The organism is Leifsonia sp. TF02-11, from assembly GCF_017565305.1.
Classification (GTDB): domain Bacteria; phylum Actinomycetota; class Actinomycetes; order Actinomycetales; family Microbacteriaceae; genus Leifsonia.
In genome coordinates, this window is sequence record NZ_JAGEKP010000007.1 from 359,179 (window position 1) to 373,843 (window position 14,665).

At 69.9% G+C, this 14,665-nt stretch carries 16 protein-coding genes; 3 read left to right on the forward strand and 13 right to left on the reverse strand.

Features of this window, described 5'->3' with window-relative positions:
* Positions 1-23 precede the first annotated feature (23 nt).
* From JNB50_RS11990 to mftE, 7 genes are all read right to left on the reverse strand, one after another.
* Positions 24-887, reverse strand: a complete 864-nt coding sequence (locus JNB50_RS11990; protein ID WP_208040367.1) for a mycofactocin-coupled SDR family oxidoreductase — start codon at positions 885-887, stop codon at positions 24-26.
* 55 nt (positions 888-942) lie between these two features.
* Positions 943-1,758, reverse strand: a complete 816-nt coding sequence (locus JNB50_RS11995; RefSeq protein WP_208040368.1) for a mycofactocin-coupled SDR family oxidoreductase — start codon at positions 1,756-1,758, stop codon at positions 943-945.
* Positions 1,759-1,928: 170 nt separating this feature from the next.
* Positions 1,929-3,191 (reverse strand): mycofactocin radical SAM maturase, encoded by a 1,263-nt coding sequence (mftC, locus tag JNB50_RS12000; protein ID WP_208040369.1) that lies wholly within the window; start codon positions 3,189-3,191, stop codon positions 1,929-1,931.
* Positions 3,188-3,481 (reverse strand): mycofactocin biosynthesis chaperone MftB, encoded by a 294-nt coding sequence (mftB, locus tag JNB50_RS25050; protein WP_307794698.1) that lies wholly within the window; start codon positions 3,479-3,481, stop codon positions 3,188-3,190. Before mftB ends, mftC begins: the two co-directional genes overlap by 4 nt.
* Positions 3,471-3,572, reverse strand: coding sequence for a mycofactocin precursor MftA (gene mftA / locus JNB50_RS25055; RefSeq protein WP_241705460.1), 102 nt, complete (start codon positions 3,570-3,572; stop codon positions 3,471-3,473). Before mftA ends, mftB begins: the two co-directional genes overlap by 11 nt.
* 76 nt (positions 3,573-3,648) lie before the next feature.
* Positions 3,649-5,109: a mycofactocin biosynthesis glycosyltransferase MftF gene (gene mftF, locus JNB50_RS12010; protein WP_208040371.1), complete on the reverse strand. Its 1,461-nt coding sequence runs from the start codon at positions 5,107-5,109 to the stop codon at positions 3,649-3,651.
* Positions 5,106-5,789 (reverse strand): mycofactocin biosynthesis peptidyl-dipeptidase MftE, encoded by a 684-nt coding sequence (gene mftE, locus JNB50_RS12015; RefSeq protein WP_208040372.1) that lies wholly within the window; start codon positions 5,787-5,789, stop codon positions 5,106-5,108. The genes mftF and mftE overlap by 4 nt, the downstream gene beginning before the upstream one ends.
* A 77-nt stretch (positions 5,790-5,866) precedes the next feature.
* On the opposite strand from mftE, the gene mftR reads away from it, so the two are divergent.
* From mftR to JNB50_RS12030, 3 genes are read left to right on the forward strand one after another with little or no spacing between them, the layout of a single operon-like run.
* On the forward strand, positions 5,867-6,481 hold the full coding sequence (gene mftR, locus JNB50_RS12020; protein WP_208040373.1) for a mycofactocin system transcriptional regulator: 615 nt from the start codon (positions 5,867-5,869) through the stop codon (positions 6,479-6,481).
* Positions 6,478-8,046, forward strand: a complete 1,569-nt coding sequence (gene mftG / locus JNB50_RS12025) for a mycofactocin system GMC family oxidoreductase MftG (protein ID WP_208040374.1) — start codon at positions 6,478-6,480, stop codon at positions 8,044-8,046. The genes mftR and mftG overlap by 4 nt, the downstream gene beginning before the upstream one ends.
* Positions 8,043-8,876 (forward strand): class I SAM-dependent methyltransferase, encoded by an 834-nt coding sequence (locus JNB50_RS12030; RefSeq protein WP_208040375.1) that lies wholly within the window; start codon positions 8,043-8,045, stop codon positions 8,874-8,876. Before mftG ends, JNB50_RS12030 begins: the two co-directional genes overlap by 4 nt.
* Before the next feature lie 273 nt (positions 8,877-9,149).
* Here the strand turns inward: JNB50_RS12030 and JNB50_RS12035 are convergent, their stop codons facing one another.
* From JNB50_RS12035 to JNB50_RS12060, 6 genes are read right to left on the reverse strand one after another with little or no spacing between them, the layout of a single operon-like run.
* Entirely contained in the window at positions 9,150-9,956 is an 807-nt protein-coding gene (locus tag JNB50_RS12035) for an inositol monophosphatase (protein ID WP_208040376.1), read from the reverse strand.
* A complete protein-coding gene (locus JNB50_RS12040) occupies positions 9,953-10,651 on the reverse strand; it encodes a glycerophosphodiester phosphodiesterase (RefSeq protein ID WP_208040377.1) in 699 nt (232 codons plus the stop codon). Before JNB50_RS12040 ends, JNB50_RS12035 begins: the two co-directional genes overlap by 4 nt.
* A complete protein-coding gene (locus JNB50_RS12045) occupies positions 10,648-11,706 on the reverse strand; it encodes an ABC transporter ATP-binding protein (RefSeq protein ID WP_243768356.1) in 1,059 nt (352 codons plus the stop codon). Before JNB50_RS12045 ends, JNB50_RS12040 begins: the two co-directional genes overlap by 4 nt.
* A gap of 29 nt (positions 11,707-11,735) precedes the next feature.
* Positions 11,736-12,557, reverse strand: coding sequence for an ABC transporter permease (locus JNB50_RS12050; protein ID WP_208040378.1), 822 nt, complete (start codon positions 12,555-12,557; stop codon positions 11,736-11,738).
* Positions 12,557-13,504 carry an ABC transporter permease gene (locus JNB50_RS12055; protein WP_208040379.1) on the reverse strand — a complete coding sequence of 316 codons (948 nt, stop codon included), beginning with the start codon at positions 13,502-13,504 and terminating at the stop codon, positions 12,557-12,559. Before JNB50_RS12055 ends, JNB50_RS12050 begins: the two co-directional genes overlap by 1 nt.
* Positions 13,504-14,655: an extracellular solute-binding protein gene (locus JNB50_RS12060; protein WP_208040380.1), complete on the reverse strand. Its 1,152-nt coding sequence runs from the start codon at positions 14,653-14,655 to the stop codon at positions 13,504-13,506. Before JNB50_RS12060 ends, JNB50_RS12055 begins: the two co-directional genes overlap by 1 nt.
* Positions 14,656-14,665: the final 10 nt, after the last annotated feature.

Sequence of the window (14,665 nt, forward strand, 5' to 3'; positions counted from 1 at the left end):
CGTCGCTGGTCGAGCGGCGCTCATCACTGCGTGACCGGTGCGTTGTTGTAGCCCGGCATGAGGAGGTGGCCTGCATCGACGGGCACCGAGATCCCGGTGACCGACGACGCCAGGTCGGAGTTGAGCCACAGCGCGGCGTCCGCGATGCGCTGCGGCGAGAGGAAACCGTTCCCCTTGAGGGCGTGGAACGAGTAGCCGGCCTCGAGCATGTCGGCCTCCGTGCCCTCGCCCGCCGGCTTGCCGGACATCATGTCCCACGCGCCCTGCCAGCTGGTCATGGGCGTGAGGATGGCTCCGGGATGCACGGCGTTGACGCGGATGCCGTATTTCGCGTACTCCAGGGCGAGCGTCTTCATCACGCCGACGACACCGAACTTCGCCGCGCAGTAGTGCACGTAGTTCTCGCCGGGCTCCAGTCCGTTGATCGACGAGGTCATCACGATCGAGCCGCCGCCCTGCGCCATCATCTGCGGCAGAACGGCCTTGGCCGACTTCCACACTCCGGTGAGGTTGACGCCGATCATGTCGTCCCACATCTCGTCGGTGAGCTCGTGCGCCGGCGCGAGCGAGAAGATGCCCGCATTCGCGATCAGGATGTCGATGCGCCCGAATTCCGCGACACCGCGCTCGACCGCGCGGTCGAGATCGGCCTGCTTGCGCACATCCCCTTCCACCGCGATGATGCGACGGTCGAGCGCTTCGACCTGCTCGACCGTCTCGTCGAAGTCGGCCTGCTGCGCCATCGGGTAGACGACGCTCCCGATCTGGCTGAGGGTGTCGACGATGATCACGTCGGCGCCCTCGCGCGCGCAGGTGACCGCGTGCGCGCGCCCCTGTCCTCGCGAGCCGCCGGTGATCAGGGCGACCCTGCCGTCCAGCATTCCCATGTCGTGCCTTCCTTCTCTCTCGGCCGGAACAGACGCCGGCGGAGGCTCATTCGTGCTATCGCTTGTTGACGAAGCCGGCGTCGACCGGCAGCGTGACGCCCGTGACGTATCGCGCGGCATCCGACACGAGCCACACGATCGCGTTCGAGATGTCGACGGGTTCGACCATGGCGACCGGGAGCGCGTTCGCCATCGCCTGACCCATCGCGGGGTCGCTCTGGAGGAACTCCTGCATGAAGTCGTTGACGACCATGGGGGTGTTGACGCCCGTGGGGTGCACCGTGTTCACGCGGATCGAATACGGCGCGAGGTAGTTGGCGTAGGAGCGCATCAGCCCGACGACGCCGTGCTTGGCAGCCGTGTACCCGAGTCCACCGGGGGTGTCGCCGCCGATTCCGGTCAGACCGGCCGTGGAACTCGTCAGGACGATCGCGCCTCCCGTTCCCCGGTCGATGAGCGATTGCTTCGCGACCTCCACCGTGTTGTACACGCCGGTGAGGTTCGTGGCGATCACGTCGGTCCACTCCTGCTGCACCGGATGCATCGACATCGGCGCGATGCCCGCGTTAGCGAGGACGATGTCGACGGAGCCGAGCTCGGCGGTGCCGGCGTCGAACGCGCTCTGGAGTGCGGACCTGTCACGGACGTCGGCGATCTGCGAGTAGATGCGGCGGTCGAGCGCCTCGACGAGGCGGACGGTCTCCGCGAGGTCATCCGGCGTCGACATCGGGTAGGGGACGGTGTCGATCTGAGCGGCGATGTCGACGGCGATGATGTCGGCACCCTCCTCGGCGAGGCGTACGGCGTGGCTCCGGCCCTGACCACGGGCTGCGCCGGTGATGAAGGCGACTTTGCCTTCGAGAACTCCCATTTCTCTTCCTCTTCTCTTGTTCTCCCCGCCGCGTGCCGGTCGGCCTGCGGCGGGAGTGTGATCCGCGTCTCGAGGGCGCAGTGAACCGCCCCGGGGTGGTGCCCCTGGTTGCGGTCGGTGTCGTCGTGTGGGCGCCGCGGTGCGGCGTCGTCTGTCGGTGAGGCTGGCGGTCAGCCGGTGAAGCCCGCCAGCGGGTCGGGCTCGCAGGCGTTTGCTGTCGGCTTGCCGAGCTCGTCACGCCGCTTCAGCGTGAGGCGCACAGGACCGAGTCCGGAGACCGGCCTGGGCGGTGACGTTCGATGTGAGTGGTCGATCGACGGCCGCGGAAGCGAACGCTCCTTGGCCTTCGCATTCTTCAGGAGCTCCTCGCCGTAGCCCTGGACGCATTCCGGATCCGGCCCGTCGAGCGGCAATCCCGTGAAGAACTTGGCCGCCATGCAGCCGCCCTTGCAGGTGTCGAAGAAGGCGCAGGACGTGCACGCCCCGCCGGACTGCGGCTGTCGCAGCCGAAGGAACAGCTCCGACTCCCGCCACACCCTCTGGAACCCGCCGGGCATCCGCACGTTGCCCGCGAGGAACTCCTCGTGGATCGCGAACGGGCACGCGTACACATCGCCGACCGGGTCGATCAGGCACACGACGCGTCCGGCGCCGCACAGGTTGAGGCCAGGAAGCGCCTGCCCGTAGGCGGAGAGGTGGAAGAACGAATCGCCGGTGAGCACACCGTCGCCGTGTGCGACCAGCCAGTCGTACAGCTCGCGCTGCTGCTCGGGGAGCGGGTGCAGATCGTCCCAGCTGTCGGCTCCCCTCCCGGACGGGCGGAGGCGCGTGAGCCGCAGCTGCGCACCGTACCTGTCTGCGATGGCCTTGAACTCGTCGAGCTGCGGAATGTTGTAGCGCGTGCAGACGACGGAGAGCTTGAAGTTCTTCATGCCCGCGTCCTGAAGGTTCCGCATCGCCCGGAGGGCGGTGTCGTACGAACCGGGTCCGCGCACGTAGTCGTTGACCTCGGCCGTCGCACCGTCGAGGGAGATCTGGATGTCGAGGTAGTCGTTGCCCGCCAGCTGGCGGGCCCGCTCGGGGGTGAGCTTGACGCCGTTCGTGGAGAACTTGACGCCGACGTGGTGGGCGGTCGCGTAGTCGACGATCTCCCAGAAGTCGCTGCGCACCGTCGGCTCCCCGCCGCCGATGTTCACGTAGAACACCTGCATGCGTTCCAGTTCGTCGATGACGGCTTTGCATTCCTCCGTCGTGAGCTCGCGCGGATCGCGCCGGCCGGAACTCGACAGGCAGTGCACGCACGACAGGTTGCAGGCGTAGGTGAGCTCCCAGGTCAGGCAGATCGGCGCATCCAACCCGTACTCGAAGAGGTCGACGAGGCGGTTGCCCGTCGTGGTCCGGGGTGTTGCCCCTGTGGTCTCCAGAACGGTCACGACGCAGCCTCCACGAGCATCTCCGACCGGCGCAGCGCATCGAGGGCCTGGCCGAACCGGGGCAGCTCGCCCTCAGCGACCCCGGACGCCAGGCAGGCGTCGCGCGCCGTGTCCTGCGTGGGAAGCGCCTCGACCACCGCCAGCAGACGACGGTCCTTCAGGAACGAGAGCTTGCGGGTTCCGAAGTGGTAGAGCAGGGCACCGAAGGGCTCCGGTCGCACCGAGACCTGAGGGTGCAATCGCCAGGAACGCTCCAGGTCGATGACCTCGGCGTGCGCCTTAGTAGACACCGCACATCCCGTCGATCGAAACCTCCTCGACGAGGGTGTCGGCTTCGACGACGTCACTGGCGGCGTTGTCCGGTTCAGGCATTGCATCCATGTATTACTCCTTGCGACAGTGCAGCGATCGTGTTCGATCGTGGAGTTCTCCGCGACGCTGCCCACTCTAGGTGGCACTAAGTGCCAGTCGCAAGACCCCTCCGGGGATCGGCCTGCTCCTCCTCCCGCTCACGGCGGCGGCCGCGGACGATGTCGGGGAGCAGCGCTCGCAGTGAGCGCCCGGTGAACGCGCTCTTCCACACCCCGAAGCCGTAGGCCAGATCGTCGAGCCTGCGCGCCAGCGCGAACCGGCCGAAGTCGAGCCGCGGACGGGTGCGGCGGTACTCGAGTGCGGCGTCCAGCACGGCGGAGACGAGGAGCGCTCTTCGCGCGCGCCGGGAGAAGAATGCCGCGAGCACGGCAACGGGCCACCAATGCCGCACCAGGAGCGCCATGGTCTGCTTCACGGCGGCGTCGACACCGCTGAGCGTGAGTCGCGACGCGTCACGGTACGGGTGACCGCTGTGTGTCAGCTTGCGCGCGATGCGTACCGTCGCCCAGCCCGCGATGGCCAGGGCCGCCCACGGCGACCACTTCCGCTGTGCGAGCAGGGCGAGCACGAACGCGAGGCTCCACGGCGCGAACACGGCAGGGGCGATGAGGTTTCCGTGCCTGCGCTCCAACGGTGTCGCCGACGATCCGTAGAGCACCTTGCGCGACAGCCACTCCCGTGTGGTCGCGCGATGCTCGTGCCGCACGACGACGCCCGGTTCGTAGCGCACTCTGAGCCCGTCCGCGACGAGCCGCCAGACCAGGTCGACGTCCTCCCCCTCGCGCATTCCGGGAGTGAAACCGGCGCCGAGCGCCTCCACCCGGGCGAGCAGGAAGGTGGCCGGCACCCACGAGACCGGTGCGCGTGGCTTCACCGCCGCTCCGGTCGGGCCGAGGTCGAGGGAGGACCGGGCGGCCTCGTACCGTTCGATCCAGTTCGCCCCCTCGCCGTCTCGCAGACCGAGAACACGAGGAGCGACGACGGCCATCCGCTCGTCCGCGAAGTGCCGCAGCAGGGCAGGGACGACGCCGTCGTCGATGACCACGTCGGTGTCGACGAAGACGACGAACGGGGTCGTCACCTGCTCGAGCCCGCTGTTCCGCGCTCCGGCCGGACCGAGGTTGCGATCGAGCACGACGAGCTGCGCACCGTGCCGGGCGGCGGTGGCCGCGATCGGCTCGGGGTCGGGCGATGCGTCGTCGACGACGATCAGCGGATGGCCGGGCGGCACGCTCGCCAGCAGACGATCGAGCCCGTCCGCACGGCCGTAGGCCGGGATGACGAAGGTGACGTCCGCGGTCCCGACGTCGGGCGTCGGGAGGGTCTCCAGCACCGGGTCGGCGAGTCCGGCGTCGAGCAGGATGTCCGCGAGCGCCCTCGAGGGGGCGTCCCGCACGTCGAGGCGACGGTTCACCACAAGCCCCCGGGCGGCGTCCTTCAGGTAGAGCACCCGGGTGGGTGCTCCGCCGACCAGGGCACGTCCGCCGTCGCTGGCCCGCACATCCGCTCGGAGCCGAAGCACGACGCCGTCGGGGAGCCCGGTCATCCGCGGCCCTGTGGCTCGTGCCGGATGCGACGGGCGGCCTCCGCGACCATCCGTTCGAGGAGGTGTCTGCCCTCCGCCGCGGACGCGCCGCTCGGATCGCCCAGGACGCCGTTGGGTGAGACCGCACGCACGCCCCTCTCGCGCAGTTGTGGAAGCAGGGCCGCGATGTGGTCGACAGGCCCGGCCGTGGCGCGATCGGGCATCACGCGGGAGGGGTGCAGGTGCAGCAGCAGCGAGGTCTCGGCACGACCGGCGTGCGCGTCGCCGCCGGGTGGCACGCACGGGACCCAGTCGACCTCGCGCCCCTCGAACCGGAGCCGGTCGACCGCTGCGGTCAGCGCCTCGACATTGCCGCCGTGCCCGTTCACGAACACGGTGCGGTCGGCCCAGGTGCTGATCGAGCGGCCGAGTTCGATCAGCACAGCGGTCAGCGCCTCTGTGCCGATGGAGGCTGTGCCGGGAAAGTCCTGGTGCTCACCGCTCGCGCCGTAGGCGATCGAGGGGGCGAGCACGGTTCCGCCCGGCGGCATCTGTTCGGCGACCCCGCGGGCCACGGCCTCGGCGATCAGGGTGTCCGTGTCGAACGGCAGATGGAGTCCGTGCTGCTCGGTCGAGCCGACCGGCACGATGACCAGCGCGCCCGGCTCGATCCCGTCCCAACGCGTGTCGACGAGGTCCATCCTCAGACCCTACAGTCGGACGAACACGGGTTGACACTTGGTGCCACGTGTCTTCGGGGTGGGTAAGAATGTGGGTTATGACTGAACGGGCCGTCTCACCTGCGTCGGGGAGACGTACGACCTCGATCGCCCACCTCAGCCATGTCGGTCTCCAGCTGTTCTTCGAGCGCGGGTTCGACGAGACGACGGTCGACGACATCGCCGTCGCGGCCGGGATCGGCCGGCGGACGTTCTTCCGTTACTTCCCGTCGAAGAACGATCTGCCGTGGGGCGAGTTCGAGGTCCTCGTCGACGAGATGCGCGAGCGCCTCGCCAACGTGCCGGCGGAGATGCCGATCTTCCAGGCGCTCCACGACGCCATCCTGGAGTTCAACCGCTACCCGGACGACGAACTCGGCTACCATCGCGAGCGCATGCAGTTGCTGCTGAACGTGCCGACGCTCGTCGCGCACTCGACGTTGCGCTACGCATCGTGGCGGGCGGTGATCGCGGAGTTCGCGGCGAATCGGCTCGGCCTCGACCCGCTCGATCTGAGGCCGCAGGAGATCGCGTGGATCTACCTCGCCGTCTCGCTGGCGTCGTACGAGCAGTGGCTGCGCGACCACGACAGCGACCTGGTCGACGTGCTCGACAGAGCATTGGCCGACCTTCCGGTGTTGTTCGGCGGCCAGCCGAGCGGGTACTCCGAGTGATCGCCCACGCGACGGAGGCGTACGACGTCATCGTCGTCGGGGCCGGATCGGCCGGGTGCGTCGTCGCCGAGCGGCTCTCCGCGGACGGCAGCCGGCGGGTGCTGCTCCTGGAGTCCGGTCCGACGCCGCTCGCCGAAACGGAGTTCCCCCCAGAACTGCTGGACGCCGGAACGGTGCGCGGCGCGGTGCCCGACGGCCCCTACTCGTGGACGTTCCCTTCGCTGCTGACCTCGGGCCGTCCCTACGAGATCGTCAGGGGTCGCATTCTCGGCGGCTCGTCGACCACCAACGGCGGCTATTTCATCCGTCCCCGACGCGCCGATCTCGAAGCGTGGGCCCGCCTCGGCGGCGAACGCTGGAGTGCCGCGGCGACGCTCGGCGAGCTCATCGCGCTCGAGGACGACCTCGATGCACCCCACCTCGCGCACGTCGCAAGAGAGATCCACGGCAGAAGCGGTCCGATCCCCGTCCGGCGCACCGACCTGCATCATCCCGCCTCGGTGCTTTTCGGGGCCGCCGCGGCTGAACTGGGGTTCCCCGCCGACCCGGACAAGAACGCGGACCAGCCGCCCGGCTTCGGTCCCGTCCCGTGCAATATCTCCCGGGGAGTGCGGCGCAATGCCGGGGTATCGTTCATCCTGCCCGCGCTCGACCGCCCCAACCTCACGGTGCGTGGCGACTCGACGGTCACCCGGGTGATCTTCGCCCGGGAGCGCACAGTGGGCGTCGAAGTGCGCGGTGCAGGGACGTCCGGTTCTGTGGCGCTCGATGTTGTCCGAGCGCCGCTGGTCGTGGTGTGCGCGGGCGCCGTGAAGTCCGCGCAGCTGCTCATGCTCTCCGGGATCGGGGCGGAGCAGACGCTCTCGGCACTCGGCGTGCCTGTCGTGGTCGACGCGCCGCGGGTGGGTCGGGCCTTCGGCGATCACCCGCAGATCGCGATCGAGTGGCGGCCGAGGAATCCATCACCCGCTCCACCGGGCGGGTGGCTGGGGGGCGCACTGCACACCGACGACGTGGAGGTGCTCGGCACGCTCAAGCCGATGGCGGCGCTGACCGACGCCGAGCATCTCCGCGACGAGAGTCCGCTCGCGTTGATGGCGAGCGTGATGACGCCCAGCAACCACGGTGTCGTCACCCTCACCTCAGCCGATCCAGCGGTGCCGCCGCGACTGGACTACCACTACCTGGCTTCCGGCGAAGACCGACGGCGGATGCGGGACGCCGTCCGGCTGTGTGTCGACCTGCTCAGAACGAGGGCGTGGAGCGAGGGCTCGACCGGCGACACCGCACCCGTTCCCCGCACGCTCGCCGACGATGACCTCCTCGACGACTGGATCCGTGCTCGCCTCGGCACGTCGCTGCACACGTGCGGCACGATCCCGTTCGGCGGCGGCGACGCCCCCGTCGACGGCCTGGGCCGCGTGCGGGGCGTCGAGGGGCTCGTCGTCGCCGACACCTCGATCCTGCCGACGGCGCCGACCCGCGGACCGGCGGTGGCTGCGCTGCTCGTCGGCGCGGTCATCGGGCGTGCCCTCGCGCAGCAGAGCGACGGCGTGAGCCGATGAGTGTGCCGTCGCCGGAGATCGAGGGCGTCTCAGCCGACGGGTATCCGATCTACCGGGTCGACTCGCGCCTGTACCCGACACCGCGGCAGACCCGGCACGAGTTCCTCTCCGGACTGCACCGGGTCCTGCGCCCACGCACCTATCTCGAGATCGGCGTGGCAGAGGGATTCGGGCTCGAGCTCTCGAAAGCGGTCACGATCGGAGTCGATCCCGCACCACGCATCTCCCGCACGCTTCCCGCCGACATCGAGGTGGTGCGGCAGACCAGCGACGAGTTCTTCGGTCGCGACGATGCACTGGCGTTCTTCGGAGGCGTGCCACCCGATCTCGTGTTCATCGACGGGATGCACCTCGCGGAGTTCGCGTTGCGCGACTTCATCAACGTCGAGCGCCTCGCGGGGCCGGGCACAGTGGTGGTGCTCGACGACGTGCTGCCGCGACGCACGGAGGAGGCCGCACGGAAGCGGGCGAGCGAATACTGGACCGGTGACGTCTTCAAGCTCGTGGACATCCTGCGCGACCGGCGACCCGACCTTGCGTGCGCTCTGGTCAACACCGATCCGACCGGAAGCCTCGTCGTCGTCGGACTCTACCCGCGGTCTGCCGTGCTGCCCACTGCATACGATGAGCTCGTCGCCGACCTCCGGACGCCGGACCCGCAGCGAGTGCCAGAGAGCATCATCAGGAGGGCGGGGGCGAACGATGCCCTGAACACGCTCTGGTGGGACGGGTGGCCGTCGATCGTCGCAGCGCGCGACGTCACTGGCCCACGCATGCCAGGCGGGCTCGTCGAACGCTTCCGAGGCGCTTTCGAACGGTCGACCAGGTGAGGGCGCGGCGATCGCCGGATCGCGGGGAAGAGCCCAGATGTCGCTCGGGGCGAGGTCTTCGGGGAACCACCCCATCACCTCGTCGTGGGTAGCCGCTGTCGCGACCACCACACGTTCCGCGAACGGCCAATCCGGGGCGTCGAAAGCGGAGACGGCGACGCGAACGTCGTACACATCTGAGCGCTCAGCGATCCGGACTAGTGCCTCGCGAATCACCTGCAGGCCGGCCTCCGGATACACGTTGCATCCGATACTGCCCACCACGTCGTTGCCTCACGAAACCAGAGCCGCCCGCTCCCGCGCATCCTTCCACAGAGCGAACAGCTCGCCGGCGACCTCCGGGGCGGCCACGAGGATGCCTCCCTCGTTCGGAAAGAGCGTCGGTCGCCCGTCGTGGCCGAGCACGGCGGCGCCCGCCTCGTGCGCGATGAGCACGGCGGCCAGGTGGTCGATGGGACTGAACCGGTGCACGATCCCACCGATTCCGCGTCCGGCGGCCGGGCCGAGCAGGGTGAGGGTCCCCGAGCCCATCACGCGCAGCGTGCAGAACGCGGTCGAGAGCGACTGGGCAAGCTCGCGCAGGCCGGTCCAGGCGCGGTGACCGGCGAGCTCGCTGCCGACGACACCGCCGATGAGCGAGCCGCCGGCGGCGATCCGCAGCGGCTCGCCGTCGCGGCGGGCGCCCTCGCCGGCGACGGCGTCGAAGAGTGCGTCGTTCCAGGGGTCCGCGACGACACCGACCAGCGGGAGGTCGTCGACGGCCAGTGCCAGAGAGAACGCGGTCCAGGGGATGCCGTTGGCGAGGTTCGTCGTTCCGTCCACCGGATCCAGGTACCAGGTGGGGCGGCCGGGCACCGCTTCGCCACCGAACTCCTCGCCCACGAACGCGTGGTCGGGGAAGCGGGCGCGCACCCGGTCGCGGACGTACCGCTCGATCGAGCGGTCCAGATCGGTGACCAGGTCGGCCGGGTCCGCCTTGGTCGTGACCGTGGTCACGGGATGCGTCCTGGTCTGTTCGCTCGCCCAGGCGCCGAGTTCGACGGCCAGCTCCCTGGCGGCTGCAATTTCCCCGGGGTTCACAGGGCCACCGCCGTCCGCATCGTCAGCAACCGGTCCAGCCGGTTCGTCGTGATGGTGTCGACGCGGAGGTCGAGCGCCCGGGAGAGGTCGTCCGGTTCGTCCAGCGTCCACGCCGTCACGGTCAGGCCGAGGTCGTGCACGCCCCGGACGAACGCCTCGTCGGCGATCGGGAACGGCACGTTCACCGTCACCGGGTCCAGCTCCGCGAGCTCGGCACGGCTCGGCACCCGCAGCAGTCGCCACGGGAGCCAGATCCGCGCGGAGGCCTCCAGTCCGCGCAGCACGCGCATCCCGTCGAGGTCGCCGCACCAGTCGACGGTCGTCCCGGTCGCGGAGGTGAAGGCGGAGGCGACGGCGTGGGCGGGAGCGGCGAACCGCGCCTCGTCCAGGTCGATCACCAGGCGGCTCGGTGCGCCGTCGAAGAGCGGGAGCACCTCGGCGAGCAGCGGCGGCCGTTCGTCCGGGCCGCCCATGGCGCGGAGGTCGGCGGCGGGCACATCGTCGATGGCGCGCGGGTCGCCCCAGAGCCGTTCGAGCGTGGGGTCGTGCAGCACGACCACCTCGCCGTCGGCGCTGAGCCGCACGTCGATCTCCACGACCTCTGCGCCCTTCGCGATGGCCGAGCGCACGGCCGGGAGCGTGTTCTCGCGGAACACCGACGAGTCGCCCCGGTGGGCGGAGGCGCGCGCGATCACGCGACCACCGCCTCGGGCTGGCGCACCAGGCGGCCATCGCGGTAGACCAGCGCCGCCTCGATGGAGGCGAAGCCGACCGTCCCGAGCCGCGGTGGCGGCCCCGACTCGTACGCCGACAGGGTCACGTCGTCGCGACGCAGCCGCAACTCGTGGAAGTGGCCGTGCGGGACGACCCGCTCGACCGTCGCGCGCAACGCACCGGGCCGCGGCGTCGTCGTGAACAGGACGGATTCCGGGCGGACGCCGACCACGCCGGGGCCGTCCACGACGCGGACGCCGTCGAAGGTACCGTCGAAGCGGTTCAGCGAGCCGATGAACGTGGCGACGAACTCGGTCTCCGGCCGCGCGTACAGCTCGTCCGGCGTGCTGAACTGCTCGATGCGGCCCGCGTTCATCACGGCGACCCGGTCGGAGATCGAGAGCGCCTCCTCCTGGTCGTGGGTGACGATGACCGTGGTGATGCCGAGCCGCTGCTGCAGGTCGCGGATGTCCTCACGCACCTTGACCCGCAGCTTGGCGTCGAGGTTGCTGAGCGGCTCGTCCAGCAGCAGCACGTCGGGCTCCTGCACGAGGGCCCGGGCGAGGGCGACGCGCTGCTGCTCGCCGCCGGAGATCTGCGGAGGCCGGGAGTCGCGGTGGTGCAGGAGGTTGACCAGGCCGAGCATCCGCTCGACGCGCTCCGCGACCTCCGCGCGCGGCAGCCGGCGCAGGCGCAGCGGATAGGCGACGTTCTTGGCCACGGTCAGGTGCGGCCACAGCGCGTAGTTCTGGAACACCATCGCACTCGGCCGTTTGTCCGGTCCGAGGCGCGTGACATCGCGGTCGGCCATCGTGATCCGGCCGGAGTCGGGGGCGAGGAAGCCGGCGATCATGCGCAGCGTCGTGGTCTTGCCGCACCCGGACGGCCCGAGCAGGGAGACCAGCTCGCCGCGCTGCACGGTCAGGTCGAGGTCGTCGATGATGGTGCGTCCGCCGAGCGACTTGCGCAGGGCGGTCAGGCGCAGGCCGCCGTCACCGGTCGGGTCGGCCGCGCCGACGGGGCTGGGGGAGGACATGGAGTGCTCCTTCATCTGAGCGGGGTGGGTCATTTGAGCTGGAAGCCTTCGGCGAGCTGGCCGCCCATCACGTGCTTGCGCACGGCGAGCAGCAGCACGACGGAGGGGATGGCGAGCAGGATCGAGAACACGGCCGCGACCTGCTTGGGGAAGTTGAGGACGAGGCTGTACATCTCGGTCGGCATCGTGAGGATGTCGGGCGCGCCCACGAGATACGTTCCCTGGGCCTCGTCGAACGCCGCGAGGAACGCCATCACAGCGCCGACCAGGATGCCGGGCAGCGCCATCCGCAGCGTCACGGTGAAGAAGACGCGGGTCCGCGAAGCACCCGCGTCGCGCGCGGCCTCTTCGAGCGAACGCGGCACGGCCGAGAACGCTGCAGCCGGGATCCAGGTCATGAAGACGATGGTGCCGAGCAGCTGCACGACCACGATCCCGGCGAAGGTGTTCATCAGGCCGAGTGCGTAGTAGAGGGAGGCGAGGGTCGCGAACAGGCCCATCCGCGGGAAGGCGTTGGTGGCGAACAGCCCGATCAGGAAGAGCCTCCTGCCGGGGAACTCGAAGCGCGCGAACGCATACGCGGCCGGCAGGCAGACGACAGCGGACACGACCACGACCACGGGCGTGATCAGCAGCGAGTTCTGGATGGACGAGCCGAGCGCCTGGTCGCTGAACACGGTCTGCCACCAGCGCAGCGTCCAGGAGTCGGGGAGCAGGTTCGGGTACGTCCAGCGGTCGGCGAAGGCGTGCGCGCCCAGCCAGACGAGCGGGCCGAGCACGAACACCAGCAGCACGATGGCGAACACGGCGGCGCCCGCCGAGCGCAGGGCGACGGAGAGGGGGCGCGGCATCAGATCCGCCCCTCGCGCCGGGCGCTGCGGAAGTTCGCCCACACGTACAGCGCGCCGATGCCGGCGGCGGCGAGGAAGACGACGAACGCCATCACGAGCGACTGCTGCGGCTGGTTGTAGGCCGTGAAGTAGCTGGCCAGCGAGACGCCGAGCATCGTCGGCGCGTTCGGTCCGGTGAAGTAGGGGACGGTGTAGGACCCGATCACGCCGATGGCCGTGAACGTCACCGCGATGACGATCGGCACCGCGCTCATCGGCAGCAGGATGGTGCGCACGATGCGCGCTGTGCCGGCGCCGGCGTCCCTGGCCGCCTCGATCAGGGCGTCGGGCACGGACTGCAGGCCGGACGCGATCATCAGCGTGGCGAACGGCAGGGAGGTCCAGGCCGAGCCGATCACGATGGCGACGGCCGTGTACGACCACACCGGCGCCTCCAGACCGACCTGCGCGAACAGGCTGCGCAGGAAGCCGTCCGCCGAGTAGAAGGTCAGGATCGCCCACGACGCGATCACCACCGGGATGAAGAGCGGCACGATGGCGACAGCCGAGAGCAGCCGGGCGAGCCGGCCGCCGTGGAGGCGCAGGGCGAGGCCGATGCCGCCGGCCAGCACGACGACGATGGCGGTGCTGGCGAGCGTGACGCCGAGGGTCAGGGCGAGATCCTGCCAGAACGCCGGAGTCGTGAACACGTCGCCGTAGGCGGCGAAGGTGGGCACGGCGCCGTCCGCGTGGTGGACGTTCTGTCCCACGGCCGCGACGACCGAGTTCAGCCCGCCGGTGAAGCCCACGCTGAACGCGAGGGCGAGAACGACGGGCACGCCGACGAAGAGGGCGATGACGACGACCGGAGGCAGGGCGAGCAGGAAGCCCGCCGCCGCGGACCGCGACGCGTGGTGTGCGCCGCGGCCCGCGGTGGTCGCCGCCGGCGAGGCGGTGACGGTGGCCATTACTTGCCGGGGACCTTCTGGGCCCACGCCTTGTTCATGTCGGCGGAGACCGTGGCGAAGTACGACGGGCGCAGGTGCGCGATGTCCGCGTCCTTGAAGAGGTCCTGCGACGCGGCGGGGAGCTTGGCGAGCGCGATCACCGGGTAGCCGGAGATGCTGTCGGAGATCAGGCCCTGCGCTGCGGGGGTGAGCAGCCAGGAGACCAGCTTCTCGGCGCCCGCCGTGCGCGGCGAGGCGGCCGGGATGCCGAGATAGCTCGCGCCGCCGGTCAGCGACGGGTCGGAGATCTGCGTGTAGGCGATGTTCGCCGGGATCTGACCGTTCTTGTGCCCCGTGATGAACTGGTCGCTCCACACCGGCGCCATCGAGATCTGACCGCTGGAGAGCAGGTCGAGGACCTGGTTGTTCCCGTTCGGGTAGACGCCCTTCTGGTACACGTATGGGTTGAGGGAGGCCAGAGTGGCGAAGCCCTTGTCCCACCCGCTCTCGACGCTCGGGTCGGTGCCCGTGACCAGCTTCGTCCGGTCGGCGTCCGAGAGGTTCTGGTCGAGGACGGTGGAGACGAACGCCGCTCCGCTGCCGCCGGTGTCGGGCGAGTTGTAGGCGAACTTGCCCGGGTTGGCCTTGATCCAGGCGAGCAGGTCGTCGAGTGTCTTCGGCGGGGTGGGCACGGTCTTCGTGTCGTAGGCGAGCACGACGCTGGAGCCGCGGTAGGGGATGCCGCCGTTGCCGCCCGCGGCGACCAAGTCCTTCGGGACGTCGGCGAGACCGGGGACGTTCGTGCTGCTGACCTTCGTCAGCAAGCCGGACGCCGCCACCTGGGCGACGAAGCCGGCGTCGACCAGGTCGTAGCCCGGGTCCTTCTTCTGCAGGGTGGCCGCGGTGAGCTTCGCGACGGTCTGCTGGTCGTGGAGCCCGTGCAGGTCGAAGTCCACCGAGACCGTGTAGCCCGGGTTGGCCTTCTCGAACGCCGGGATCAGGGTCTTCTGCCAGAGGTCCTGGATGTTGGTGTCCGCGCTGAGGAAGACGGTGAGCTTCTTGTCGGCGCCGTCGGACGACGACGCGGCGGAGCTGCTCTGGGCGCAGCCGGCCAGAGCGAGGCCCGCGGCCGTGACGACCGCGAGGGAGGTGAGCAGGCGGGAGGTTTTCACGAAAGCGCTC

Bases quoted from the DNA above. Each gene is read 5' to 3' on its own strand.
- JNB50_RS11990 (WP_208040367.1), bottom strand. From the start codon at position 887: ATGGGAATGCTGGACGGCAGGGTCGCCCTGATCACCGGCGGCTCGCGA.
- JNB50_RS11995 (WP_208040368.1), bottom strand. From the start codon at position 1,758: ATGGGAGTTCTCGAAGGCAAAGTCGCCTTCATCACCGGCGCAGCCCGT.
- mftA (WP_241705460.1), bottom strand. From the start codon at position 3,572: ATGGATGCAATGCCTGAACCGGACAACGCCGCCAGTGACGTCGTCGAA.
- mftF (WP_208040371.1), bottom strand. From the start codon at position 5,109: ATGACCGGGCTCCCCGACGGCGTCGTGCTTCGGCTCCGAGCGGATGTG.
- mftE (WP_208040372.1), bottom strand. From the start codon at position 5,789: ATGGACCTCGTCGACACGCGTTGGGACGGGATCGAGCCGGGCGCGCTG.
- mftR (WP_208040373.1), top strand. From the start codon at position 5,867: ATGACTGAACGGGCCGTCTCACCTGCGTCGGGGAGACGTACGACCTCG.
- JNB50_RS12030 (WP_208040375.1), top strand. From the start codon at position 8,043: ATGAGTGTGCCGTCGCCGGAGATCGAGGGCGTCTCAGCCGACGGGTAT.
- JNB50_RS12045 (WP_243768356.1), bottom strand. From the start codon at position 11,706: ATGTCCTCCCCCAGCCCCGTCGGCGCGGCCGACCCGACCGGTGACGGC.
- JNB50_RS12050 (WP_208040378.1), bottom strand. From the start codon at position 12,557: ATGCCGCGCCCCCTCTCCGTCGCCCTGCGCTCGGCGGGCGCCGCCGTG.
- JNB50_RS12055 (WP_208040379.1), bottom strand. From the start codon at position 13,504: ATGGCCACCGTCACCGCCTCGCCGGCGGCGACCACCGCGGGCCGCGGC.